Source organism: Nocardia sp. NBC_01377 (assembly GCF_045040005.1).
Classification (GTDB): Bacteria; Actinomycetota; Actinomycetes; order Mycobacteriales; family Mycobacteriaceae; genus Nocardia; species Nocardia noduli.
On record NZ_CP109566.1, the window covers coordinates 1424553 to 1448963 of the forward strand.

Annotated in this window: 30 protein-coding genes and 2 pseudogenes; 15 read left to right on the top strand and 17 right to left on the bottom strand. The window is 64.3% G+C overall.

Features of this window, described 5'->3' with window-relative positions; all coding sequences use genetic code 11:
- Window positions 1-311 precede the first annotated feature (311 nt).
- From OG225_RS06620 to OG225_RS06635, 4 genes are all read right to left on the bottom strand, one after another.
- On the bottom strand, window positions 312-524 hold the full coding sequence (locus tag OG225_RS06620) for a hypothetical protein (RefSeq protein ID WP_405180854.1): 213 nt from the start codon (window positions 522-524) through the stop codon (window positions 312-314).
- Window positions 525-695 (bottom strand): hypothetical protein, encoded by a 171-nt coding sequence (locus OG225_RS06625; RefSeq protein WP_405180855.1) that lies wholly within the window; start codon window positions 693-695, stop codon window positions 525-527.
- Window positions 696-936: 241 nt separating this feature from the next.
- Window positions 937-1512, bottom strand: a complete 576-nt coding sequence (locus tag OG225_RS06630) for a hypothetical protein (RefSeq protein ID WP_405180856.1) — start codon at window positions 1510-1512, stop codon at window positions 937-939.
- A gap of 67 nt (window positions 1513-1579) precedes the next feature.
- Window positions 1580-2158: a DUF4192 domain-containing protein gene (locus OG225_RS06635; protein ID WP_405180857.1), complete on the bottom strand. Its 579-nt coding sequence runs from the start codon at window positions 2156-2158 to the stop codon at window positions 1580-1582.
- A gap of 80 nt (window positions 2159-2238) precedes the next feature.
- Here OG225_RS06635 and OG225_RS06640 point away from each other — a divergent pair, with 80 nt between their 5' ends.
- Together OG225_RS06640 and OG225_RS06645 are read left to right on the top strand one after the other, a co-directional pair.
- Window positions 2239-2880, top strand: a complete 642-nt coding sequence (locus OG225_RS06640; protein WP_405180858.1) for a DUF6907 domain-containing protein — start codon at window positions 2239-2241, stop codon at window positions 2878-2880.
- Window positions 2881-3087: 207 nt separating this feature from the next.
- Window positions 3088-3540, top strand: a complete 453-nt coding sequence (locus OG225_RS06645; RefSeq protein WP_405180859.1) for a hypothetical protein — start codon at window positions 3088-3090, stop codon at window positions 3538-3540.
- Between the two features lie 35 nt (window positions 3541-3575).
- On the opposite strand, the gene OG225_RS06650 is transcribed toward OG225_RS06645, so the two are convergent.
- Window positions 3576-4178, bottom strand: coding sequence for a hypothetical protein (locus OG225_RS06650; protein WP_405180860.1), 603 nt, complete (start codon window positions 4176-4178; stop codon window positions 3576-3578).
- Between the two features lie 472 nt (window positions 4179-4650).
- Between OG225_RS06650 and OG225_RS06655 the strand changes: the two genes are divergently transcribed.
- Window positions 4651-4989, top strand: a complete 339-nt coding sequence (locus tag OG225_RS06655; RefSeq protein WP_405180861.1) for a hypothetical protein — start codon at window positions 4651-4653, stop codon at window positions 4987-4989.
- A gap of 596 nt (window positions 4990-5585) precedes the next feature.
- Here OG225_RS06655 and OG225_RS06660 read toward each other — a convergent pair.
- Window positions 5586-7109, bottom strand: coding sequence for an ArnT family glycosyltransferase (locus tag OG225_RS06660; protein ID WP_405180862.1), 1524 nt, complete (start codon window positions 7107-7109; stop codon window positions 5586-5588).
- Between the two features lie 246 nt (window positions 7110-7355).
- Complete coding sequence (locus OG225_RS06665) at window positions 7356-7880, bottom strand: TetR/AcrR family transcriptional regulator (RefSeq protein WP_405183211.1); 525 nt, start codon at window positions 7878-7880, stop codon at window positions 7356-7358.
- Between the two features lie 162 nt (window positions 7881-8042).
- Here OG225_RS06665 and acpM point away from each other — a divergent pair, with 162 nt between their 5' ends.
- Together acpM and OG225_RS06675 are read left to right on the top strand one after the other, a co-directional pair.
- Window positions 8043-8369: a meromycolate extension acyl carrier protein AcpM gene (gene acpM / locus OG225_RS06670; protein ID WP_405180863.1), complete on the top strand. Its 327-nt coding sequence runs from the start codon at window positions 8043-8045 to the stop codon at window positions 8367-8369.
- 144 nt (window positions 8370-8513) lie between these two features.
- A complete protein-coding gene (locus OG225_RS06675; RefSeq protein ID WP_405180864.1) occupies window positions 8514-8960 on the top strand; it encodes an SRPBCC domain-containing protein in 447 nt (148 codons plus the stop codon).
- A gap of 89 nt (window positions 8961-9049) precedes the next feature.
- Here OG225_RS06675 and OG225_RS06680 read toward each other — a convergent pair whose 3' ends face one another.
- Both OG225_RS06680 and OG225_RS06685 read right to left on the bottom strand, forming a co-directional pair.
- On the bottom strand, window positions 9050-9748 hold the full coding sequence (locus OG225_RS06680) for a hypothetical protein (RefSeq protein WP_405180865.1): 699 nt from the start codon (window positions 9746-9748) through the stop codon (window positions 9050-9052).
- A gap of 268 nt (window positions 9749-10016) precedes the next feature.
- Entirely contained in the window at window positions 10017-10655 is a 639-nt protein-coding gene (locus OG225_RS06685) for a TetR/AcrR family transcriptional regulator (RefSeq protein WP_405180866.1), read from the bottom strand.
- Window positions 10656-10761: 106 nt separating this feature from the next.
- On the opposite strand from OG225_RS06685, the gene OG225_RS06690 reads away from it, so the two are divergent.
- Both OG225_RS06690 and OG225_RS06695 read left to right on the top strand, forming a co-directional pair.
- On the top strand, window positions 10762-11643 hold the full coding sequence (locus OG225_RS06690; RefSeq protein WP_405180867.1) for an alpha/beta fold hydrolase: 882 nt from the start codon (window positions 10762-10764) through the stop codon (window positions 11641-11643).
- 584 nt (window positions 11644-12227) lie between these two features.
- On the top strand, window positions 12228-13067 hold the full coding sequence (locus OG225_RS06695) for an aminoglycoside phosphotransferase family protein (RefSeq protein ID WP_405180868.1): 840 nt from the start codon (window positions 12228-12230) through the stop codon (window positions 13065-13067).
- 182 nt (window positions 13068-13249) lie between these two features.
- Here the strand turns inward: OG225_RS06695 and OG225_RS06700 are convergent.
- The 3 genes and pseudogenes from OG225_RS06700 to OG225_RS06710 form a co-directional block, all read right to left on the bottom strand.
- Window positions 13250-13450: pseudogene (locus OG225_RS06700) on the bottom strand (ATP-binding protein); the annotation flags it as partial.
- Window positions 13451-13470: 20 nt separating this feature from the next.
- Window positions 13471-13962: a DUF5946 family protein gene (locus OG225_RS06705; RefSeq protein WP_405180869.1), complete on the bottom strand. Its 492-nt coding sequence runs from the start codon at window positions 13960-13962 to the stop codon at window positions 13471-13473.
- Window positions 13959-14549: a recombinase family protein gene (locus OG225_RS06710; RefSeq protein ID WP_405180870.1), complete on the bottom strand. Its 591-nt coding sequence runs from the start codon at window positions 14547-14549 to the stop codon at window positions 13959-13961. Before OG225_RS06710 ends, OG225_RS06705 begins: the two co-directional genes overlap by 4 nt.
- Window positions 14550-14949: 400 nt before the next feature.
- Here OG225_RS06710 and OG225_RS06715 point away from each other — a divergent pair, with 400 nt between their 5' ends.
- Complete coding sequence (locus OG225_RS06715; RefSeq protein ID WP_405180871.1) at window positions 14950-15219, top strand: hypothetical protein; 270 nt, start codon at window positions 14950-14952, stop codon at window positions 15217-15219.
- Between the two features lie 1424 nt (window positions 15220-16643).
- On the opposite strand, the gene OG225_RS06720 is transcribed toward OG225_RS06715, so the two are convergent.
- The 4 genes from OG225_RS06720 to OG225_RS06735 all read right to left on the bottom strand — a co-directional run bounded on the left by OG225_RS06720 (window position 16644) and on the right by OG225_RS06735 (window position 17913).
- On the bottom strand, window positions 16644-16832 hold the full coding sequence (locus tag OG225_RS06720) for a hypothetical protein (protein WP_405180872.1): 189 nt from the start codon (window positions 16830-16832) through the stop codon (window positions 16644-16646).
- 54 nt (window positions 16833-16886) lie between these two features.
- A complete protein-coding gene (locus tag OG225_RS06725; protein WP_405180873.1) occupies window positions 16887-17111 on the bottom strand; it encodes a hypothetical protein in 225 nt (74 codons plus the stop codon).
- Window positions 17112-17187: 76 nt separating this feature from the next.
- Complete coding sequence (locus OG225_RS06730; RefSeq protein WP_405180874.1) at window positions 17188-17466, bottom strand: hypothetical protein; 279 nt, start codon at window positions 17464-17466, stop codon at window positions 17188-17190.
- A 282-nt stretch (window positions 17467-17748) separates the two neighbouring features.
- Window positions 17749-17913, bottom strand: coding sequence for a hypothetical protein (locus OG225_RS06735; protein ID WP_405180875.1), 165 nt, complete (start codon window positions 17911-17913; stop codon window positions 17749-17751).
- A gap of 270 nt (window positions 17914-18183) precedes the next feature.
- Here OG225_RS06735 and OG225_RS06740 point away from each other — a divergent pair, with 270 nt between their 5' ends.
- From OG225_RS06740 to OG225_RS06755, 4 genes are all read left to right on the top strand, one after another.
- Window positions 18184-18849 carry a hypothetical protein gene (locus tag OG225_RS06740; RefSeq protein ID WP_405180876.1) on the top strand — a complete coding sequence of 222 codons (666 nt, stop codon included), beginning with the start codon at window positions 18184-18186 and terminating at the stop codon, window positions 18847-18849.
- Between the two features lie 30 nt (window positions 18850-18879).
- Window positions 18880-19542, top strand: a complete 663-nt coding sequence (locus tag OG225_RS06745; protein ID WP_405180877.1) for a hypothetical protein — start codon at window positions 18880-18882, stop codon at window positions 19540-19542.
- Between the two features lie 622 nt (window positions 19543-20164).
- Window positions 20165-20365 (top strand): transposase, encoded by a 201-nt coding sequence (locus OG225_RS06750; protein ID WP_405183212.1) that lies wholly within the window; start codon window positions 20165-20167, stop codon window positions 20363-20365.
- 45 nt (window positions 20366-20410) lie between these two features.
- Window positions 20411-21555, top strand: a protein-coding gene (locus OG225_RS06755) for an IS3 family transposase (protein WP_405180878.1) whose coding sequence is annotated in 2 segments (ribosomal slippage) — window positions 20411-20687 and window positions 20687-21555 — 1146 coding nt in all. Because the reading frame shifts where the segments join, the coding sequence is not laid out codon by codon here.
- Between the two features lie 89 nt (window positions 21556-21644).
- Here the strand turns inward: OG225_RS06755 and OG225_RS06760 are convergent.
- Window positions 21645-21917 carry a hypothetical protein gene (locus tag OG225_RS06760; protein ID WP_405183528.1) on the bottom strand — a complete coding sequence of 91 codons (273 nt, stop codon included), beginning with the start codon at window positions 21915-21917 and terminating at the stop codon, window positions 21645-21647.
- 303 nt (window positions 21918-22220) lie between these two features.
- Here OG225_RS06760 and OG225_RS06765 point away from each other — a divergent pair, with 303 nt between their 5' ends.
- The 3 genes and pseudogenes from OG225_RS06765 to OG225_RS06775 form a co-directional block, all read left to right on the top strand.
- Window positions 22221-22466, top strand: a complete 246-nt coding sequence (locus tag OG225_RS06765; protein ID WP_405183529.1) for a hypothetical protein — start codon at window positions 22221-22223, stop codon at window positions 22464-22466.
- Window positions 22373-22588 (top strand): transposase, encoded by a 216-nt coding sequence (locus tag OG225_RS06770; protein WP_405180879.1) that lies wholly within the window; start codon window positions 22373-22375, stop codon window positions 22586-22588. The genes OG225_RS06765 and OG225_RS06770 overlap by 94 nt, the downstream gene beginning before the upstream one ends.
- 72 nt (window positions 22589-22660) lie before the next feature.
- Window positions 22661-23923, top strand: a pseudogene (locus tag OG225_RS06775) (IS1380 family transposase); the annotation flags it as partial.
- Between the last annotated feature and the right edge of the window lie 488 nt (window positions 23924-24411).

Genomic DNA, 24411 nt, shown 5'->3' on the forward strand with positions numbered 1-24411 from the left:
TCACAGACCGCCACCGTGCCAACGCAGGATCCACACACCTGTTGCTGCTCGACGGGGTATCGGGGACCCGCCCGGCGCGTTGCACACACCGCACACGCGGCGGCAAGATCGGATTCGGGCATGACAGAACCCCTTTCGGCGGAAGTGAAAGGACAGCCGGGACCAGCGGTGAACGCCCGACCCAGCGCGGATGGCGGGCGGAAATCGCTGCGGGACAGCGCGTTCGCGGCCATGAATGGGTGGCGAGCGTCGGCCGAGGACCGGCATTCGGAGGACGAGGGCCTCGCGGACGATGTCGCCCGGTGCGGCGGTTATCGGGTGGCGGTGCAGTCGGGATGGTCGTGCAGGCAGGCGTGCACTCCGAACTGGGTGATCCCGCCCGGGGAGTAGGCGCCCAGGGCGAGTGCGCGAGCGATGGCGGTGCGGGCCGGTCCCTGGTGGCGACCGCCGTAGAGGGCGTCGTCGCCGTGAGAGGCGATGATCGTCGCGGTGTCCACGGCACTGCGTGCGCGCTGTTCGGGCATTCATTCCCGCATCGCGGCCAGCATCAGCGGCACGAGGAACAACAGGAAATCGGCCAGGTTCTCCACGAACGGATCACCCTGACCGAAGTGCGGATCGCTCACCCGCACAACGCGTCCCGGCAGACCCGGGAGCGGCGCGGTGCTGTCATCGGTGGGCAGTGGCGGTGTCATCTCCGGACTCCTTCGGCAGTGAGATCGGCGGCAGCGGCACCTCGGGGCCCGGATATGGGCTGTTCCTAGGTGCTCGCGACCTGGCAGGCACAGGACGGAAAGATAAAATAGTGCGAATGAGTGCATGTATTGGATGTGTGCTGAACCGCGGAAGTCGGTGGGCTTAGAGGTGCCTGGTGGTCAACCGGTTCGGGTTTGTCCGGCGCGTGGTCGGGTGCGTGAGCGAGGGCTGTGGGAGGTCTCAGCTGACGGAGACGCCGTAGCGGTCGCTGCCCTTGCAGGCGGTGATGTTGAGGAAGAAGCGTTGGTCGAAGTAGTCGGTGGTGATGTCGCTGTTGTCGTGGTTGTAGGCGTTCGCCAGCGCGCGCAGGGCGCGGCCCACATCGCGCAGGGCCTGGCTCGGCCAGTCAGCGACATGGCCGGTGTGGTGGCGGTCTTCGCGTACCCAGCCCCACTCGTCGGGAATGTCGCGGATCGTGATGGTGATTGACCCGTGCCTGGAGGTGGTGACAGCGAAGCGGATCCCTGCGTGCGCGTCGCCGATGGGGTCGTAGAGCTTCACCTCGCCCTGATCGCCGATCTTGCCCGCGACCTTGCGTAGGGTCTCGATCTCCTCCCGGATCGCCTTGGAGATCACCGAGGTCGCACAGAAACGAGGGACCTCGGTGTACTTCGCGCCGTACCAGGTGGGATCGATATAGTCCGAACGCGTCGGGGTGTCCTGCTGGTCGAGTAGTCGTGCCAGCATGGCCCGCGCGACTTCACGTTCGTAGTCCGGAGTCCGTGGGTGATCGATCAGGGCTTTGAGGGCCGGCATCGAGCCTGCCAGGGCGCGCCTCACTGGTCGAGGGCATGGAGAGTCTCCTTACCGAGAGTCCGAGGGTCTAATCGATGGTTACGCCGACGTCGGTGGCGGCCGCGGCGGCCAATCGTGCGATCCGGGGCAGAGTCGTGGGTGGGAGAACACCCTCGTAGACGGCCTCGAGCAGTCGGGCAGTCACGTGCCCGGGATCGGCCTCGAGTGCGATCGACAGCGAGGTCTGGGTGAGGGCGGTGTCGCCGCGTAGGAATGCGCTGTAGCAGAGTAGGACTGCGGGGTTGGCGCGGTGCGTGCCGGTGAGAACGCGGGTCAACAGCGTCCACAATTTCTCGGCCTCGTGGGCGTGCGCGCCGGTGGCGGTCGCGGGCAGGCACTGCGACACCGCCGGGATGCTGAGCACCGCACCCAACCGTGCGAGATCGGTTGCGGGCAGCGCGGTCTCGTCGGCGACAGTAGCGATGGCGTGCAGTACGAGTTCGAGGTCGCGGCCGTCGTAGCCGGACTCTTCATCCTCGTGTTGCACCTGGGCGCGGCGTCGTAACGCCTCGGCACGAGCCTCGGGAAGCACCGCCGTCACCATGTCGGCGAGCGCGGGATCCGGTGCCGATCCGGCTCGAAGGAACAGCGGGTCGGGCGCAGTCATCAAAACTCCCTACTGGTTGTGGAATGGGAATCGGGTGGGCCTACGCCCTCGGTGTCGTAGGGCGTGGTTACAGTGGCCGGGTGGGCCTGGGGTTCGGCAGGCTCGGAGTGTCGGGTGACTTGTGGGGAGTCGTTGTGGCCGTGGTGTTTTCCTGTCCGTCGTGGTGCGTCGACCATCGCGGCGCGTTGCCCGGTGATCCACCGGGTGGGGGTGCGCACTACGGTCCGGAAGTCGCGGTCAATCTGTACGACCAACTTGAGTTCGACACGACCCGCCAGGTGTGGATCCAGTCGAGCGCTCACGACCGTGAAGGGCACCGCCAGTGCCTGATCGGTGTGATCGACCCGCACGGCGTGGGCGTCGAGTTGAGTACCGCCGACGCGCGCCGAGCCGCACGGATCCTCATCCTGGGCGCGGATCTGGTGCTGGCGCCCGCTGACGGGGCTTGTCCGTCGTGGTGCCTCGGCCACAGCGAAGTCGGCCACGAACTCGGTCTCGCGGCCGTGGAGCATCGCGGACCGTTCATGGTGGTGCGCCACCCGCACCCCTACACCTGCGGTGTCGCGATCGCGGTGCGAGTGAGCGCGTTCGATTTCGATGATCGCCGCGAGGTGTGTCTGGAGTTGATCACCCACGGGCTCGCCACCGACCTGACCGGGAGCGAGGCATGCAAGATCGCTGCCCATTTGCTCAACGCTGCCGACCAGATCGACGCCGGGTAGCGCCCACCCGCCGCCGCTCTGTGAAGGCCTCACCGAGCCCACGCGGGGCGGTGTGAAAGAGGCGTAGCCTGGTGGGCGGACGGATCAGCGGGCTGACTCAACGAATGTTTGTGAGGTTCAGCGATGTCGTCGCGTCGTCCTTCGCGGTCTCCGCGGAATTCTGCATCACCGGAACTGTCTGAACGTCTGGAACGCTCGCGTGAACGGGTGCGTCAGCGCCGCGTGCTCGCCCGCCAGCGCGAACAGACCATCGCCGCGGCGGTGCGGGGTTACTTGCAAGCCTGGCAGGCGATCAACGCGTGCGAGGCCGCTCGTGATCGTGAGGTCGCGGATCTGCGCGGTCAGATCAGCGCGGTGCAGAATCGCGCCACCGAGGAGATCACGCGGTTACGTGCCGAGCAGGCCGTGGTCGCCGCGCTGATCCGTGATCAGGGCCAGAGCGACGACGACGTCGCCGACCTGCTCGAGATTTCCGCGAAGCAAGTCCGCCAGCTGATCAGCACGGCACGGGCACACGCCAGCGACCCTCGGACATCGCGAGGAAGCTCGCAGGATCGCCGAGAACGAAGGCAGGCTCCTCCGGAATCAGAAAGCGGAGAAGTCCCCGCAACCGGGGCTGATTTCGGGACCGGCCCCCTCGATCGAGGCTCGCCTGATTGACCCCTGCACGGGGTGTTCGTCCCCGTGATGTCGGGTTACAGGTTGTGGTAGCCCGCCGCCTCCCACACCCACCACCGGAACTGCTGCGGGCTCACCGGTTGCCGGGCGGGCACACCCGGGGCGGGTGAGTACGGCCAGGACGCGAGACCGCAGCGGTGGCAGTAGAACCCGGCCGCCCATACGGCGTGCGCGCGGGGTCGACCGGCCGCGATGCGGGCGTTGAGGCGGCGGCGACTTCGGGCACCCAGCAACAGGGCAGCCGCTGGAATGCCCACCGTGAACGGGACCGCCATCGTCCCGAGGAAGGTGACGATGTCGTGAGGATTTTCCGGGCGCAGAAACTCGAAGATACTCCCGAGGGAGATCAACGGCAGGATCAGCAGCAGCACACCGAAAACGGTGAGACGGCCCGTGCGAACCTGAGCGGGACCGCGGTCGAACACGCGAGCAAGAGCGCTGGTGTGTGTGCGTTGCATGGTCGCGGTACCGACCACAGGCACCAGTCCACCGGCCGAGACACCGACCCCGGAATACAGGCCGGACCCGTAGCTCGTAAACAGGCCATCGGAGCATAGAGCGGTGATGCTCTGCACCAGATCGAGCCGATGGCACTGCGGGCAGGTGATGTCGAGGTCCATCCGTGGATCCCCCTCCGAAACAATCGCGCCAGGAGTGCGCGTCTGTGGGGCAGGTGCCGTCAATAGATCTTCTCCTTGGTATCCAAGCGGTTGCTGGCTGTGTTGTCGATGGCTGAACGACCTCTGATTCATGGAGATTCCTTCGGAATCGAGTCGGTGAGCGGGGTTGTGGATCGGAGCGGCGCTGCGTCGCGGTCCTGTTGATCGGTCGGATCGCGCGCAGACATTCAGGGGCACCGCTAGGCCGTCGTGCCGGACCGCTGCGCACGGGGTCGGCGCAGGGATGGGTTGGCGCTGAAGTTGTCGTACGGCTGAATGTCTTCCGGCAACAAGGTATGCGCGGACCGGGGCCGCGCCCAGCGAAATGCGGACGAATTGGGCGCTGGCAGAGCCGCTTTCACTGGCGACTGTGGTCGATCACACCATCCGGCGGGATGTGATCGCGCCTCGGAGGCGGCAAGAATAGACAGCGATGGACACATTGGCGAGTAGGGGCGCTGGTCCGGAACTGCACTACACGGTGGAGTTGCGCTGGCGCACGGAACCTCGGGCATGGTGGAAGACCCGACATCTCGGTAGCCCGATCCAGATCGCCGCTGCTCTCGATGAACTGGTCGTACGCGTTCATCTCGATCCCGCTGTCGCGCAGGCGTGCCGATCAGGCGCCGTGCAGGTCTGCTACAGGGCTGTCGGCTGGCAGAACCACGAAATCGTCGAGCAGCGCACCGAAACAATCGGCCTCACGGATCTTCCCACGGTGCTGCACAGCCACGCCGCGGACCTGCGCGAGATGGCAACGATGAACGGTTAAATTGGATTTGTCGTTCGTAGGAATAGCTGCTGGATTGCCTGTCAGCCCCCAGCCCCCAGCCCCCAGCGCACTCGGTCATCGGCCGCTCCGACCCCCGAAGCCGAAGGCACACCGAACCACACCGCGCATCCGGCCTGTCGGTCAGACGTTGCGCCACCAGGCGACGTAAATCACCGGCACTGATCGCAGTGCGTCACACGGTTCAGCGTCGGCGAATTGGTGTGGAGACTCGTGTAGCGGTCCGCCTGGCTATCCAACAAAGTCGACCGGACCGATTGCCGTGCTGCACCTTCCTGGCCTCGGCGTGGCGATGCGGGAGGCTCGAGTGTCGCGTTTGGTTACCGCGTCGGAAGCACAACTTCGGCGGGTGAGCGGTCGTGCCGCAGCCCACGGAAGCTGGGGTGTCGCAGTACTCCGTCTCCGGTGAAGTCTGGTGGAGCGTAGGTATTCGAACCGTGCGCTATTCCCGTGCGGTTGATGCCCGTTCTCCGGCGGATGCGGTGCGGTGTCGGCAGTTCCCTGTCAGCGATGTTCCATTAGGACGGCGATGATGTCGATCCGGCCGCCGCTGTGAGGCAACCTCGTGCGGTCTGATGTCAGAGCTGTCGCAAACTCGGCCACATGGCCGACCATGGCAGGGTCGGTCCGTTGCACTCCCAGATCGTGACGTCAGTGGTAATGCCCGGAATACCCACTCGAACATCGGATTTCGCAGCCGGTGCGACCGAGCTGAACAAGGTGCGGAGTTTGGATTCATCACCGCCGACCCAGAGGACGGTCACGGCCGTGTCGGGAGGGGTGCCGAAATACCCGAAGCCACGATGGGGGCTGAAGACCGCAGGCAAACCAGCACCTGAACGGCTGTGGTCCAGCGCGCTGGCCTGAATGTAGCGGTCGGTGACGATCACGGCGGCGCTTCGTTGGTCTACCGGCAATGCGCGGTAGGCATCGACGGTCGCCGAAGTCAGCTCCGCCCATCCGAACTCGCCATACACCGGTGACGCGACCGCAACTGCGAAATTTGATGCCGGGGTGAGTTCGGATGCGGGACGCCACGGCGTGGTCAACACCACGAACGCCAGGACCGACAACACAACTGTGGGCACGGCCGCGAACACGAGCCACCGCTTGCCCAACGCGGTCAGTTCCACAGCCCCGGCGGCCATCATCGCCACATACGCGCCGACGCCGTAACCAATACGGCCACCGCTGATCGCGAAAACTGCGACGACAAGCAGAAACGCCACACCCAGAAACCGATAAGGACGCAGACGGGGTGACCGGCACAGCCGCCACGCGCCGTACACCAACAGCACACCACCGAGGATGCCGCACATCTGGGCCGCCGCCGGCACGAACATCAACGATCCGGAGAACCCGTTGGTTTGGCCACGGACTACTGCACCCATGCCCAGCTGCGGCCACCCGTGGCGAGCCTGCCAAACGACCGCTGGCGCCGTCGCTACCACCACGAAGCCCGCACCCCACCACAGTGCCGGTCGGCGCAGCAGCTCCCTGGGCCCCAGCCAGGCAACCGCGACGAACACCGCGACCCAGAACACCGGAACGAGCCATTTCACCTGCATGTCCACCGCAGTGACTAACCCGGCCACCAGTAGCAGCACGTCGCGACGGGTGCGGACCCACCGCACGAGTAGCCAAGTGAGCACCACCCACAACGCGGTGTCGATGCTGTTGGTTGATAACGTCCCGGCCTGGCCGAGCAGATAGAACGATGTGCTGCAGGCCGTCGCGGTGAGCACCTGCGCACCGCGCCCGCCACTTAGCTCACGCGCGGTGGCAGCGCCGAAGATCACCACTACCAATGCCGCGACGATCGAGGGAATGCGCAGGGCGGCAAACGATCCTGAAAACAACCAGTCCATCGACCAAGCCAGTAGCGGCAGTACCGGTCCCTGATCTGCGTAGCTGAAGGAAGGTCGCTTGCCGGCGGCTATGAAGTACAGCTCGTCGTAGTAATAGCCGTACCGCGTTGCGGACAGCGCCGCTACCACCCCGGCGAGCGCCGCCACTGCGGAGACTGCACCCACCGCGAACGGCGGGCTCGCATCATCGGTCGCAGAACAAGATTGAGTTGAGTCGAGAACCACCCCTGTCACGGTGCCCGACGCTACCGGCACTGCCAGAAAAAGGTACACAATGACAGCGAACGTGAACCGACAGGTCTGCAAGGCGCCTCGGCCCGGTGGAGCGTGGGTCTTCAAACCGTGAGTAGTTCGATCAGCGCACGACCGCCAACCGCAAACCGGGCGTGCGGCTACTGATGTCGAGCTCGCCGGTCGTGGCGAACAGGCGCCGGGAGGCATTTCGAGGCGGGTGCCGACAAGAGGCTCAGTTCTTCGCTACTAGCCGCGGGCGCGTGTACTGACGCCGTCGAGCAGAACGGTCGTGATGGTCGCACTGGCCTGCTCGCCACCGAGGCTGGTTGCCAAAGTGATTCCGGCTTGCAGGAGGCCTCCGGAAATCGTCAGCATCACGTCCGCGGACATGTCGTTTCGGAGTATGCCGCTGTCGATGCCTCGCTGAAGCAATGATCGGATCGGTTCGGTGATACGTCGGTCGATCTCGGCCGAACTCAGACACTCGTCGCGTTGCCCCCGCAACAATGCCGCGTACTGGCCACTTCCGATGAATGCTCGGGTGATTCGCGCGATGGCTTCGTCGACCGGGACGTTGTGCAGGCCCGCTTCCTCCACTCGAGCGCCCAAGTCTTCGAGCGCGGCATCAGCCATAGCGGCAAACAAGGCATCACGCGTCGGGAAGTATCGATAGATCGTCGCGCGGCCGACGTCGGCCGCTTTCGCAATCTCGGTCATGCTCACAGCGTCGCCGCGTTCGGCCAACACCGCGGCCGCACGCTCCATGATCATCGTCGCCACGTGGTCACGTAGCGCGGGCCGTCTTGTCATGCTGCGAGTCTATCGAGAACCATGATGAGCTGATAGCATCCCATGTCGAGACAATATTGTCTCATGCAGAGGCGTCGGAGTCTCGCAAGTACAGCACCCTCCCAACATTGAGATTGGATGCACATGGCCATCACCGAAGGACAAATCGTCGCGGGTATCGCCGAGGTCATCGAGGAGGTGACCGGTGTCGACCCGACGGAGGTAACTGCGGAGAAGTCGTTCATCGATGACCTCGAGATCGACTCGTTGTCGATGGTCGAGATCGCTGTACAGCTTGAGGACAAGTACGGGGTGAGCATCCCGGATGAAGAGATGTCCAATCTGAAGGTGGTGGGCGACGCAGTCGCCTTCGTTCAACGGATGGAACTCGAAAACTCAACGCTGGCAGCCGAACTCAAGACCAAGTTCGCCGACACCCACGGGCCCGACAGGCAGCCGACTCAGCTGTGACGTTGTGGACCGCGCGAGTGAGCCTCAACCGGACTTTCAGAACAAGCGGCGCGCGCGAATGCGATCACAATACCCAAAGCGCCAGGGGCCAGTCAGCCGCCTCGGCGGCAATATCAATGGTCTGCTGTCCCGAGAGGCGATTCAGTGACGACAGAACTCCGGCCCGACCCCTCACGGATCGAGCTGGGAAGGTTCTACCCACGTCCGCCTGAGATCGTTTGGCGGGCCCTGACCGAACCTGCCCTACTCGAGCGGTGGTTGATGGCATCGACCGGTTTCACTGCGGAGGTCGGCACTCATTTCCTCCTGTCAGTGTCCTCCGATGCGTCGGCGGAGATCGCCTGCGTGGTGCTTGTCGCTTCTCCGCATGAGGCGATGACCTGGAGCTGGATGGATCTACGCTTCGCGCTCCCTCCACGCTGGATTGTGGCCTGGGAAGTACATGCCCAGGGTCGGGGTACCCGACTTGTGCTCACGCACAGCGGGTTCGATATCGACAACAAGCGGCACAAGATGGCACGCAACGCGATGGAGCGCGGATGGCGACAAGTTCTATCGACGAAGCTCGTCGCCGTAATCGACGACCTGTAGTGCGTCGATCGGAGCTCACACCCTATCGACGCCGTGCTCGTGACGGCGGCCGCGATGGCTTCGAAGCCGCGTGCCTCAGTGCCAGCACGTCAAACACTCATCCGACTGGACCGCTGAACGTTGTGTCCTGACGCTGTTTCAGCGGATCGAGCCGCAAGGTATGTAGCCCAGCTGGTTTGAGCGTATTGGGCCCACTTGTGCGCTGTCTGCGGAGCGATACCGAATAGGTCGCTGACCACGACCGGTTCCAGGTCGACAATGTTGGCGATCATCGCCGAGTTACGAGCAGCCAGCGTCGGCAGTCCGAATCTTCTCAACTCTTTACCCAGCGATGTCGTGTTGCGCGGCCGGCTCGGGGGTCGGCCGGGGAACATGAAGGCTGGCACACCCGGCCCCGCACCTGCACGTATACCGCGTCGTTTCAGGCCGTCGCGTTGCCTAGCCGCGATCAGTTCCTCGATCAGAGCAGCAAGTGACGGTGGAAGGATGACCGCGTTCTGCTCGATCATCAGATAGGAGTGAGTCTCGTCGCGGCTGAACCGGTCTGTGGTCAGCGCGACAATGCGGGCCACCGGTATGGCATAGAGCCGGACCAGAGCGCCGACGACACGGACTTCCAGCGGGACTTCGCTGTCGGTCAAGCACCGCCGTAGTTGCGCGGAGTGGTCGTCTTGATCTTGGAACCGATACGGCAGACCGTCCTTCTCGCGAGGCACCTCGATGCCGGTGATCAGTCGACGTGCCAGCATCCATGCCAGAAAGGTGCCCAGGGCTTTGGCGTTGGACACTCCGCCATCGAAGTAGGTCCCGACAGGGTTTACCGCGTGTCCCCAAAGGCCCTCCGGCCCGAGCCCGCGAAACTCGAAACGGCCCATCGGGCGCAGTCACCAGAAGGCGCTCAGGGTCCAGCCGGACAACGTCAGAGAACGCGAAACAACCCCAGTCTGATGCGATTTCGGGCGGCTACCGAGTGTATGCCTGGGTTCTACCCCAAAACGACATGTCTGCCATCGAATCGATCCTTGGTCGCCTACCGATACAGCGTCCCGACGGCGCTCAGGCAGGTGCCGAGCGGGTCGAGTCGACACCCGAGGTGGGCGTGCCCAGCACGTGATCGAGGAGATGGTCGAGGAGTTCGAGCGCGGCTTGTGTGGTGCTGTACCCCTGGAGCATTGCCTGGGCGAGTCCGCCCATGGTCATGAGAACGAGTTCGGCGTCGCGCTCGGGTGCGCGAGGACCTGATCCGTCGGCCCGTTGGGCTCGGCGGAGTTGATCGGTGAGGATCGCGACGAGGGCGTTGGGTGCGGCGAAGGTCTCTTCCGCGGTGACGCTTCTGCCGGTGATCGCCGCGGTGCCGAAAGCGCCGAGCACGATGGCTTCTTCGCGTCTTTGCTCGTCCATGGGTAGCAATTCGGTCAGGACCGCGCGGATCGCTTCGCGGGGTGTGGCGTCCGCGCCCAGCGTGGTCCACCGTTGCGTGAATCGGGCGCCGGTGTCGTGCATGACCGAACGGTGGGTCGCCAGCAGGAACTCGTTCTTGGTTCCGAAGTAGTACTGCACCAGCCGTATCGAGATCCCTGCCTCGGCGGCCGCTGTTTGAAAAGTCACCGCTTCCAGTCCGCCGTCGACGATGACTCGGCGCACGGCATCGGTGATCTGACGGCGGCGCACCTCATGGTCGACCAATCGTGGCACGCGACCTACACCTTCCTCTTCGTCGAACGCTCTCCCACTTGGATGGTACGCCCATACCATGTATATGGTATGTTCATATCAACAAAAAAGGACGAAGGGGATGTTCATGCCGAAGATCGGACGATTCACCAACGAGAAAGCCGAAGCAGCCTTCCATCGCGCCTACGACGCCGTCGCCGCCAAGTGGCCGGTGCCCTCGAGTCAGATCGACGTCGAGACATCGTTCGGGACAACACGAGTACGCCGGTCCGGAAACGGCGCGGGCGCGCCGATCGTGCTGCTGCCGGGTATCGGGGGAAATGGTCAGGTGTGGTGGCGGTTCATCGCGGAACTGTCCCGCGAGCGCGTCGTCTACACACCCGATGTCATGGGATGGGCGGGACACTGCGTACAGACCGCTCCCGTGCGCGACACCGAGGACATCGCGTCGTGGATCGTGCAGATGCTCGACGGACTCGGCGTCGACCGTGCCCATCTGGCCGGAAACTCCCTGGGGGCGTGGCTGGCGGGAGCGGTCGCTGTGCACCGCAGCGATCGGCTGGCGAGTCTGACCATGTTCGAACCGAGCGCGGGCACCTTCGTCAAACCGCGGGTGGGTCTCCTGCTCAAAATACTGAAGGCCGGGATGCGACCTACACCCGAGCGAATGCGCAAATTCAACAAGTGGGCGATGCCCGGCTTCGAACTCGACGACGAGGAATTCGCCCTGGCGTTGGCCACGCTGAAGTTCCGGCCGGGCATGCCCTGGGACCGTCCGTTCACCGCCGAGCAGTTGGCTGCCATCACTGCCCCGACCCTGGTTTTCTTCGGCGCCGAGACAGTTGTCAACGACGTCGAACGCGCTGCGGCCCCTGCTCGTGAACACATCCCGTCGGTCACGGTCGAGATCTACCCGGGAGTCGGACACGACCTACTGTGGTCCAACCCCGAACAGATCATTCCCCGCTACCTGGACTTCGCCGACCATCACGACCACATCCAGGCCTGAAATACCCCACCCTCGACCGATCACCACTCGCCCACCACCTGACAACGCGAGAATCCCGCCACCCATCACTGCAAGTCACAGCTTCAGCTCGGAGCGCCAGTGTCGGATCTCTCCCCTGATTCTGGCCTCCGAAAAGGGCTGCTATCGGGTTGGTCAGTCTGGGAGGGGTATTTCGTCGGCCATGGTGGAGTCGGGGGTTGGGGAACATCGGCGCGAAATGTTCCGGTAGCGCCCGTCCGTCCCTTCGGGAAGTGCAGCTGAGCGCCTGAACTGACAACGGCTGCAGATAGTTTCGTGAGTCGACCATAGGCGAGGAGCCGGGTAGGCCAGCTCGGCCGCCGAGTTGCCGCACATTGTGCGCGGCTATCTGTGGCAACGCGCTAAGCGTGACTTTTCACCTGAACATCACATCTCCCGGCAATGACCGCAGGCCCCCGGCCTGGAACCGATCGATCTCGCCGACCAGGTGCTCGTGCTGTGGTAGTCGCCCGCTACCGTTGCCGTAGTACCGGATCACCACTCGGGGGTAGCGGCGCATCGGTCCGTCTTCGGATGCTGGCCCGATCCGCCGTGGAAGGGGTCTTGTGGACAATTTGCTGGAGATCGCTGCGGCTCTCCTGCCCGGTGTCCGCCTCGACCGGGCGATCCCCGCGGCCGACGGCAACGTCCACGACGTGCTGCTGATCCCGGGCAGCGCCGCCGTCCGGGTCAGCAAGCGCCCTTTGGCCGCGGCCGCCATGCCCCGGCGGGTGGAGGTGTTGCGCCGATTGGCCGGGGCGGGGCTGCCGTTTCAGGTTCCGGAACCGTTGACTCCGGTCACAATGTTCGGTGACCGGGCCGCTGTCGCCGTCTCCTGGATCGACGGTACCGCCCTGCCCGAAGGCGCGGGTTCCGTCGCCCAGATCGCCGAGGTGCTCTCGGCTGTGCGCTCAGTACCTCTCGACGGTGACCTGCTGGCCGTACTCGACACCCGGCCCGAGGGCCGCCACTGGGCGGAGATCATCACCGCCGACATCGTTCCTCGCCTGCCGGGCCGGTGGCAGCCCGAGATCCTTCGCCGCCTCGATGCCGTCTTGGCCTTGGAACCGGTCCCCGACGCCTTGGTGCACGGCGACCTCTGCGGTCCCAACATCCACTGGTCAGCCGAAGGCGAGTTGCTCGGCATCCTCGACTGGGATCTGGCCATGCCCGGCGATCCCGCTCTCGACGTAGCCGCGATGGCCTGGCACGGCTGGGACACCGTCCGCCGGGCTGTGCCCGCCGAGATGTTCCACCGAGCCCACACCTGGGACGCACTCCTCGGTGTCGGCCACCTCGTCGCGTGTATGAACGGCCGTCCCATGACCAACCCCGACAGCTTCGTCCGCGCCGTCGTTCCGTGGCTGGAGTCGCAAGCGAGCCGCCACCCCGAACCCTTCGCCTAGCCACACCGCTCCTCCGCGCAGCAATCACCGCACCCGCCTGCTTAGCGTGACTTTCTCAAGGATGAGCCTCAACCCCCCGGGGCCCGCGTCCACTGTGGAGCCGGACCCATCCGCCTGCGTTCGTCGGTGTGGGGGCACCTGACAACGTTGTCACTCGCGTTGGGTGGCGGTCTTTCGTGTCGTTATGTGGTGCCGATGACGAGGGTGCTGCGGGCGGTTTCGACGACGTCGGTGGTGATGGTGTGGAGTTCGTTGATTTTCATGATGCGTTGGATCTGGGTGAACAGGCGTTGCAGGAGGCGGAAGTTGCCGCTGGTGTGGGCGACCGCGGCGATGGCTTGGGTGTCGGTGAAGTCGTCGGGGTCGAGTTGTAGGCCGAGTTTGTGCGCGGCCTGGGCGGTGTTCAACTTTGTTCACGTGGTCGAAGCCAGGCGCGGATTGTGGTCTGGGCCAAACGGTACATCCGGTCGCCGTAGGCCCGATGACCGTCGCTGACGAACCCGCCAGCCGAATCTCTGAGGTCGTTTACGCCGAGTGGAAAGTCTGCTGGGGGGACGGATTTCGGCAGAGCGGTATATGGAGCCAACGGCGCCATATCGTAGCCGCTCGCGGATCGCCTGTTGCGGCTGATCTGATGCTGAGCGAGGCGGTTCGTCGCTTCGATGCCCTGATCGACATAGAACTGGAGGATTCGAAACTGCCCATCGGCGTGGCGCGGTAAGAGACGCGAGCGATGTTGGAGCACGAATGCGCACACCAAAGGCGCGTGCCATGCGTACATCATGGGGTCTGATTGCTCAACCGCCAACGCGGCGTGCCAGGAGTCGATGCATGGCATCGCAGCACCACATTCGCACGCCGGTACCTCAATTCCAGCCACGAACGTCGGGCTCACGCGCTTGTTTTCTCGGCGGCCGCGGTGAGGTGCCGGTAGATGGTGGGACGGGTTACCCCGAACTCGGCGGCGATCTGGGCCACGGTGTAGCGACGGCGGCCGGTCTCGTCGAGTTCGGCATACATCTGCCGAGCCAGGGTCACCTGACGGGGTCCGAGTTTCGGTTTCTGCCCGCCGGTGCGCCCACGGGCACGGGCGGCAGCCAGACCGTCGCGGGTGCGCTCCGACATCAGTGCGTGCTCGAACTCGGCGATCGCACCGAGGATCTGGAAGAACATCCGCCCGACCGCGGTCGAGGTGTCGATGCCTTGATCGAGCACCACCAGATCCACCTTCCGCTCGGCGAGGTCGGCGGCAAGGTCGATCAGATGCTCGAGAGTGCGTCCGAGGCGGTCGAGTTTGGTGACCACCAGTTGGTCGCCGGGCCGGGTCGCCACCAGCAGCGCCTTGTCCAACTCCGGGCGCGCAGCCAACTTGCCCGAGGCCTTGTCGAGGAAGATCTGCTCGCACCCGGCCGCGGTGAGCGCGTCATGTTGCCCGTCGGAGTTCTGGTCGGTGGTCGATACGCGTCCGTAGCCGATTCTCACGCCGGGAATGTATCGGAAACCCCCGACAGGTTTACCTTGGCGCGTACACGGCATGCGTTACAAACCCCGCCTGCGGAAACACTCTGTCGCGGAGGGTGTCTCGTGAACGATCGTTTTCGATCCATCTCGGGTGTAGTTCGGGGTACCGGTACAACTCGCCGAATTTTTGGGGCAGATTTGCAGGTTCCGGGCGAACCCAACCAGCGTCGACCGTGGTCGCGCCTCACTCGGCAGTACACCGGAGGGCTATCACGTACCAGAAATTACGCCTTGACCAGCATATACGCTACATTTTCCGCCGATACTACGGGAACCGTGAGTTTCCAGAGAAGAGGATTCTTGTGCGCATACATTCTCGGACTTGTTCGTCATGAGGGAGGAGCCGAGGGCGCCCTTCCGGATGCCGGTCGAGGACGTCTTCGTGGTCAACCGGTGCATCGTCATCGGCGGTCGCGCCGAACAGGGTACGGTCGGCGGCGGCGATGTCATCGAGATCTCGGGCGACGACGGCACGGTCACCGCAACCGTTGCGCGCGTGGAATTTCTCTGCTGGCGGGGAGTCGGCGAGCCCACCGGGTGGCCGGGCGACAACGTGGGGCTGCGGCTTCGGAAAGTCTCCCCGGGGCAAATCCGCGTCGGCTGGATCGCGATCGCGGTGCAGCACCCTTGATCGCAGCCGATACCGCTCGCCCGTGTGATCAGATGGCCGGGCGCACGCGCACGGTGCGTTCGGTCTCATCAGCGCCACCTGATGGTGCGAGAACACCGCCATCTACCGCTGCGAGTCACACGCCAGCATGAGACTGCTGGCGTGGTGTCGTAAAACGTGTTGGAAAGTTGTTGCTGTCCAACAAGGCTTGTCGGCCCTTTCTAGTACAGTCCCGAGCCATGACCGATGCCACCTCCGCCGTTCCGGACCTGTTGTTCTCCAAGGGGATCTATTCGATCGTGGCGTGGCGGTGGCGGTGACGCCGGCGTCTTCATCAACGGGTAACTGCTCAACGGCCGCCTCGCCGCGCCCTGTCTGTCCGGAACCCCGTCCATCCAGATCCACCCTTACCCCGGCATGATTCAGGCCAGGGCGCGTCGTGCGTAGCCGAGGCAGCCTGAATTCGGTAGTTGTTTACTCTCCCAAACTCAAATGATTCTTTATTGCCTTGAATAGAAGAATTATTCTCTCAAGCATAGTGCCAGGGTGTTCAATGAGTGGAATAACACCTGCACTGAGAACGACCATCCGTATCCAGGATGGTGTTCCTATATCGTGGAGCATTAGCGATGTTGCAATACCGAGCGACGAGATTATGCAATTTGTGCGAGTACTTCTCTATTGGATGTCCGCACCCAGGTGGCCGGGAAGGCCTCCGGATTCAAGGTTCTCGCGATTCTGAGCCCGGCGGAGAATATAACTACCGGAAACCATAAGGCCCAAAATATCTTATTGAGCAGATGTGGCTCTACCTGAAAGTGTTCTTCCAGTTCGGAAGCCCACAACTCATAATAGGGCGCGCGTAGCTCTTCGGGTAGGCGTCGGCAGTATAAACGCAGCAGGATATAGCCGACTTTTTCGGTGCCGCTATCGCCTTCGATAGGATCTGGCACGGCTCTCCTGAGAATGGAGCGCATAAAAACGCCAGAGCTAGTCAATGAATTCACTGTTCGTCGCCGATCGCTGGTCGCTTTCTCCAAAATGGAACCCGACGCTGGGTGGTGAAGTGTTCGAGAGCGCGGGCTCCCTTGACCGCGCCGGTAGGTGTCATTGTGTAGTACCGATGCGGGCGTCGCCTATCGACCTCCGAGTCTGTCGCCTCGAGATGGCCTTCGATCCAACCAGCCTTCTCCAGGATGGCGAGCGTCGGGTACACAGCGTCGCTGGGGAGGCCGCGTTGGCGCATCAGCTCGAACCCAAAGACTGGTTCATCGGGGGAGGCCAGGAACTTTCGTAGCAACTTGGCCATGGTCCGGGTAACCCGTCCGGGGAGGGTGAAGCCGTGTTCGGATCCTGCGTGTCGATGGGAGTCATCGTTCCGCCTCCTCTGCGGTTGAAAGCCGTATGGGTCATCGCGGATGGTCTAACCATTGTTTCCAGTAGGTTCACGTCGGTTCCAGCTCGGCGAGGGATGGATCACGGTCGATATTGACCAGCATTCCCCACACCGGTCGTGCCGGATCGCGGTGGCTCAGCGTGATGTAGGGGACGACCAGGCCACGTGCCCGACGCGCATCGGACAGACGGGCAGGGACCGCCACACGATCCGGGCCCGACGGTGACGTGGGAACCATGACTACCTCGAATCTTGAGTGGGAGTACGGGAAACAGCCCCAGGACCGACCCGGTCACGTGGGTCGGGGCGGCGGCGTCGTGGGCTCGAGGGGTTCGGCGGACAACCGCACACACACGCGCCGAACCTCGCGTCCGGGGCTGGTCATGGTGACCTCGATCCGGGCAGTAAGCGCGCCGGGCGGGGCGGGGCCGCTGGTCCAGGGGTGGTAGCGGTCGGCGTCGAGGGCGGGCAGGTTCGCCTCGATCCAGGCGAGCAGGTCGCTGGCGTGGACGATCACGGTTGCCAGCGGCGGCCGGTGCGCGGGTCGTGATCGTGCACGGCCACGACCGTCGGTGCGCCGAGGACCAGGGTGGTCAGCGTGCGCGCGAGCACAGCTTGGCGGCCACTGGCAGCCACCAGCCCGCGGCCAGGACCCACCGGGATCCGGTGTGTTCAGCGGGGGTCAGGTGCCACCCGAATTCGGGCAGGCCGATTCCGAAAGGATCGGTCTCCCATCTGGGGGTGCCGTCGGGATCGGTTCTGGGTGAGGCCCCGGCGTTCTCGACGCGGATCAATGCCATCGCCAGCCCGGGGTGGTGGGCGGGGATGTAGGAGACCGGCTGTGCCGCAGCAGTGCCGGGCCCGATCAGCACCGTGGCACCTCCCGGTGCGTTGCACGGGGACCGACGCCGGTGATTGCGGTGAGACGTTGTCGAGCACCCGCCGATTATCCACCGCAGCAGCCACGATCAGCAGTGATAACCGCGCAGGGATCGATATGCCGTGTGCTACGCGATGGGCACAGATCGTGACGGGTACGGTCGTGCACCCGGCCACGCGCCGGACACACCCGAACCGGTTGACCACCAGGCACCTCTAAGCCCACCGACTTCCGCGGTCCAGCACACACAGCAGATCAGCAGCATGCTCGGCGGTCAATCCACAGGTGTGGCCCCCTGTCGCAGTAGCAGTGTCATAGCCCCGGTCAGGACAGATTGGATGTGGCTTGTCACCCGGTCGGTGGCGTTGTCGGTGTCGGCGGCGATGAGCACGACGATGGCCATCACAGCCCAGGCGTTCGCGCCACCATCTGGAACCACGTTTGTACCAAGTAGCAGCCGACGGGCTGAAATCCGGATTGCGCGCGGGCCGCCGCGCACTGCCCGGCCGTCGCCCGCACCGGCACCATCCGCGCTGCTGCGCGCAGACTGATGCACCGCGAGAGGGAGATCACTCCCGAGCTCGGACTGCCCCAGCGATGGCGACTCACCGACACCGCCATCGACCTCAACGATCACCTCCGACGTGCGTCAATTCTCCGACCCGGGGTATCGGCGCAAAATCGCCACTGGAGTACGTTGTGTGATCCCATGCCGAGTGCCTACTCGCGAAGCCGAGATTGTAGGTGGACATGCTATCTTTCGAAGGCATTAGACCCGACACTCGAAGCCGTCACAAGGGACGCATCACACATGCCTAACTACACTGTAGTGATCACTCCCGATTCGGTGGGTGATCAAGGGGAGAGCGGTGATGCGCCGCAGCTCACGGTTCGGGTCGAGGCGACAGCCCAGGATGCGCGGGTTACCGAAATCGCCATCAGCACAACGGCGCCGACCGGGTTGACCTCGCAGAGCCTGGACGTCATCGACATGACCGCGATCGCGACCGCGTTGTCGCTCAGGTTCCCGCCGTCCACCGCGCGCGTCGCGGCAGTGAAGTCGGCCGTCCCGGTCTCGGATCGAGCCCCCGCGTCGGCATCGGAACGGATTGTCCGGGAGGAGATTTCGGTGCCTACACGCACCACGGCAGTGACTTCCGCGGCTGCGGTGCCCGGTGCGACCGGCGAGGATGCTGGAAGGGCGTATCGGAGAATGCCCGACGTCAGCGAACTGCGCGCGGCGTATGAGAATCTGGGGACGGTGACCGCCGTAGCCAAGCATTACGGTGTTCCTCGACATACCGCCCAGGGGTGGATGGGCCGGTTGCGTAAGCTTGACCAGCCTGTGGACGCAGGCTCGGCGACCAACAACTAGACTGTCACCCTGGAACGGACTCGGTTGGTAATGGCAGACAGCTACACGATCGCGATCTCTCACAGTCGAACGGGTATCGTCGTGGCCTCCGCCACGGTCGAGATCGATACCGCTGGAGCGCGATTGACCGAAGTACGCGCCGAACCGAGTGGCCAGGGCTCAGTTCCTGAAGCCCTAGCAAGTATAAACTTTCCGCTGCTCGTTCGAACCGCACGCATGTTGTCGAGCGTGTCCGCTCCTGCGGACCCTTCGTCGGCACCGGCTCCCGTCAGTGCCGACGATTCCGAACCACCGACCTCGCCGCCGATTCCGGGCGGCGATAGCGAACCGAACCTGGCGGACCCGACGTCGCCCTCACCGCTCGTTGGTACCGGCGAGCCGAACCAGGCGAAGACGAACCACGACGTGGTTACCTCCACGGTGGTAGCTGGTCGTCGCGAGGCGGCAAATAGCGACCCGCGCAAGACAATCGCGAGTACCGCGGTTCGAGCGAAACCCTCTCCGGAGGAAAAGGCGGGAGCCCCGGCGGATTTCGGGGTGACCTACTGGAGACTCGGCAGCATCGCTAAAGTGGCCAAGCACTACGACATCCCCCACCATATCGCTCAAGACTGGATCAAATCTCTTCAACAGCAAGGCAAACTGGCCAGTCCCTGGCCATCAAAATCCGCGCGGCCGTTGCGCCCGCGGTGAGGTAGCACCGGTCTTAGCCTCGGTCTGCGTCGCACCGACTCGAAGAAAGCGTGTCGCTCGGTCGTCGACGTGACGAATCATTCGGTCGTGCGCGATGTCGATGGTGTGGACACGACCGCGTCCGCGATCCTGACACCGATCGTTCGCGCATGCGTCGAATGCGATTTCACCGCGTCGGTTCGTGACCCGTCGCCTCGCGGGTGTGGACGCTTGTCTGGTGTTCGGAACGGTCGGTGGCGGGGGTGGACGGTGAACGTCGTCCGGGGTCGCAACATGCGACGGTCGCCGTCGCGTCACCTCCAACCGCATCTGGGTGCCCTCAGGAATCTCGCGGGCCCACCACGAAGGCCACCCAATGGACCTCGTCGGAGAAACCGCGGTACGCCACACCGAGGTCGCGCCTGGCCGTGTGGGCTGGGGACGTTCACCGCGCGAACACCTTATCGGGGTACTGCGGGGTCGCGCCGCGGATGGCCGTGACCGTCACCCGCCGTCTGCTGGGCGTTAATTTTGGTCGTAGGCGTCGACAGGCCCGGCGATACGGTGATCGTGGAAGGGGCGGACGACCCTGCTACGCCAGATCCGCGCACTGCCGGACCCGAAACGAAAGACATCGCGGGTCCTGGGGGTCGACGACTTCGCTCTGCGCCGCGGGCACCGCTACGCAACGATCCTGATCGACATGAACACCCGCCGCCCGGTCGAGGTCCTGCGCGACCGCACCGCTGACACCTTGACCACATGGCTGCTGGCCCATCCGGGCGTCGAGATCATCTGCCGTGATCGTGGGCCGTACCCCGTAGATGGGACCGCCCGGTATTAGAGTCCTTGTTTGGCCTGGTGAGGGCCGAGAAGGGACACTGAGGACATGGCAGGACGCAAGCGGCATTCCGCGGAAGACATCGTGAGGAAGCTGCGCCGTGCCGACGATTTGACCGCGGCAGGGAAGACCGGCGAGGAGATCGCCGCCGATCTGGGTATCTCGGCTGCGACGTTGTATAACTGGCGCCGCCAGTACGGCGGGGTGGATACCGAGGCGGCCAAGGAGCTCAAGGAGTTGCGGGAGCAGAACGCCCGGTTGAAGCGGTTGCTGGCGGATGCGGAGCTGGAGAAGGACGCGTTGCGGGAGATCGGACGGGGAAAATTCTGAGCCCAGCGACCAAACGCCGTGCCGTGGACATGCTCAAAGAGGTACTGAATGTGTCGGAACGGTTCGCGTGCAAGGTTGTTGGGCTGAGTCGGTCGACCTATCGGCGGCTGCCGATCAAGGACACCCCGACCGATCCGGACGCCGGTTTGCGGGCCTGGCTGCGCTCGTATGCGGTCAAGAATCAGGGGCACGGGTTCCGTCGCGCCTGGGCGGCTCTGCGGTTCGACGAGGGCGCGTGGGTCAATATCAAGAAGGTCCACCGGCTCTGGCGCGAGGAAGGCCTTCAGGTCCGGCAACATCATCCCCGCAAACGAGCGGGGGTCTCCTCGGTCCCACCGGTCGAGGCCGATGCACCGAAGGTGGTGTGGGCGTTGGACTTCCAGTTCGACTCCACCACCGACGGTCGGGCGGTGAAGATCGCGTCGATGATCGATGAACACACCCGCGAATGCCTGCTGCACCTGGTGGAACGGTCGATCACCGCCGACCGGCTCGTCGCCGAGTTGGACAAAGTATTCGCCGCGGCCGGCGGCCCGCCGAGGGTATTACGGATGGACAACGGTCCGGAGATGATTTCTCATGCCCTGCAACAGTTTTGCGCTGACAGGGTCGGGATCTCCTACATTCCACCGGGCACGCCCTGGAACAACGGGTTCGTCGAATCGTTCAACCGGCGGCTGCGGACCGAGTGCCTCAACCGCAACCACTGGACCAGCCTGCTCGAGGCCCGGGTGGTGATCGGAGATTTCAAGACCGACCACAACCGGCGGCACCGGCATTCGGCGCTGGGCTACCGGACACCGGCCGAGTACGCTGCGGCCTGCACCCACACCCACCACCCGGTGGGATGCGGAACCAACTGAACACCGCACCAATATCACCTGACTCTATTCCCGGGTGGTCGCGTTATCGGGGACTGCTCAATCGCGCCAGTGCTTACGCCGAAGCCGGGTCACGGGGCGCACCCGATGCGATCCAGGTGGCGGATCGCTGGCACCTCTGGCACAACCTCGGCGAATTCGAGCGCACCGTTGCTCGCCACCGGGCCCATCTCAGCGCAGCGGTCACCCATCACGACGAGCAGCGACTGCCCGATATAGGCGAGATCGCTGCGGCCATGCGTCGCGGGCCGGCCGATCCGTCGCACCGCCGCGACCGCGTCGCGGTCCGCACTCGGGAACGCTACGTGCAGGTCCACGCGTTGCTGGCCGAAGGGCGAAACCATCCGGGCCATCGGGACCCGACTGGGTCTGGCGCGCAACACCGCCCGCCGATTCGCACGCGCTGGGTCGCCGGAGGAATTACTGGTCACCAACGGAACCGGCTACCGCGCGGGTCTTCTCGACGAATTCAAGCCCTACCTACACCGACGCTGGAACGAGGGCTGCACGAACGCTACCCGATTGTTCGAGGAGATCCGCGCCCGCCGCTACCGAGGCCAAGCGAGCATGGTCCGCACATACCTGCACCAGTTCCGGACGCCCGCTCACGTCCCGGCGCCGCCCCCGGCCGCACGTCGGGTCGCGGCATGGATCATGACCAATCCCGCCACGATGATCCCGATGACCTACGGCACCTCGACGCGATCCTTACCGCCAGCCCGGAGTTGCAATCCCTCACCAGCCATGTCCGCGCGTTCGCGGTCATGATGACCGAACTGAAAGGCGAACAGCTCGAACAGTGGATGAGATGCGTCGATGCCGACGACCAGCCCGCACTGCACTCGTTCGTCGTGGCCTGCGCCGCAATCAGGACGCGGTTACCGCAGGCCTGACCATGCACTGGAGCAGCGGCACGGTCGAGGGCCACGTCAACCGGATCAAGATGCTCAAACGGCAGATGTTCGGCCGGGCCAAGCTTGACCTGTTGAGAAAACGAATCCTGCTGAGCGACTGAGCAAGCAGAACTATCGACCTCACGAAATTTGGGCCAGAACCAGGATTGGCGTGCCGTTGACAGACCAGTGGTTTGTCCGAACTGTTGGAGCCTTGGCGCAAGCCGATGGCCATCCACGACCCCGGCAAGATCGTGCTCGATCTCGCGGTCATCCTCGCGATCGGGGGTGATTGCGCCGCGGACCTGTCGTTGTTACGGACCGAACCGGGCGTGTTCGGTTCGGTGGCCTCGGACTCGACCGTGTCACGCACGATCACCGCGCTGGCCGCCGACGCACCGAAAGTGTTGGACGCCATCGCTTCGGCCCGTGCGCGAGCGAGAGCCCGAGCGTGGGCCCTGTCCGGATCCAACGCCCCCGATCATCGGATAGGTATCGACAATCCGGTGATCATCGATATCGACGCCACCCTCACCGACGCGCGGTCGGAAAAACAGTATGCGGCGCCGACATTCAAACGCGGATTCGGTTTCCACTCACTGTGGTCGTTCATCGACCACGGACCCGCCGGGACCGGGAACCCTGCCACAGTGATACTGCGCCCGGGCAACGCCGGTTCCAACACCGCCGCCGACCACAAACGCGTCCTGCACGACGCCCTCGCCCAGCTGCCGTGGCGACCGTCGTGGCGGGTCGGACGGAAAGTGTTGGTGCGCATCGATTCCGGGGGCGGCACCCACCAGTTCCTCGACTACTGCCACCGCCGCAGGGTGCAGTACTCGATCGGGTTCATCCTCGCCGACGACATCGTCGAAGCCATGGACACCCACCTGACCGAACGTGACTGGACCCCGGCCTACGACGCAGACAGGCAGGTCCGCCCCGGCGCCTGGGTTGTGGAAGTCACCGGCATCACCGACCTGTCCGGTCGGCCTCCCGGCATGCGCCTGGTCGTGCGGAAAGAACGACCCCATCCCGGTGCTCAACTACGGTTCACCGACCGCGACAGGTTGCGGTTGACCGCGTTCGTCACCAACACCACCCGTGGGCAACTCCCAGACATGGAACTACGCCACCGACGCCGAGCCCGCTGCGAGGACCGCATCCGCGCCGCGAAAGACACCGGACTACGCAACCTTCCGTTCCATTCCTTCGACGCCAACCAGATCTGGCTCGCGCTCGTCATGCTCGCAATAGACCTGACCGCCTGGATACAAACCCTCGCCCTGCACGACCACCACGCGCGCCGCTGGGAACCCAAAACGCTGCGGCTGCGCTTGTTCTCCGCAGCGGGGCGGATTGCCCGCCATGCCCGCAAAACCCGGCTCCACCTCGTCCGGCACGGGCCTTTCACCGACCTGCTCATCACCGCCGCGACGCGCCTGCAACCCGGCTGACCAGCTACCTCACCTGTCCCGACAACCAAGAAACCAACCACCCCCGGTCCGTGGAACCCGGCAGTCAGCCCGCTACACGGGCTGCCGACCACACCCGCAATCGGGAACTACGATCGAAACACCAATCCGAAGCCGCTCAGGCAAGCACCTCGGCCCCACGAAAGATTGAGGCTAGCCGAGACCTACCCAGCCGACATATGAATCCTAACCGGGGTCGACCGGTGACACCCCGCTCTGAGCAGGATGACTTTCCACGAGTTCGACGCTCGAAGTCACAGCAGTTGTTTGCTGTACGCGACCGCGATATCGCGCCGGCACCAGATTGAGAAGCCCGAGCCGATCAGCAATAACATCCCGCACAGGACCCACACAACCCAGAAACGGGATGGAGCGACACGGGAATCTCCAAGCGATACACGATCTCCCTCGTGGCCTTGGCGGTCGTCGACGTAGCAGCCTTTCGATCGAGCCCAGATGCCACGGGGGTA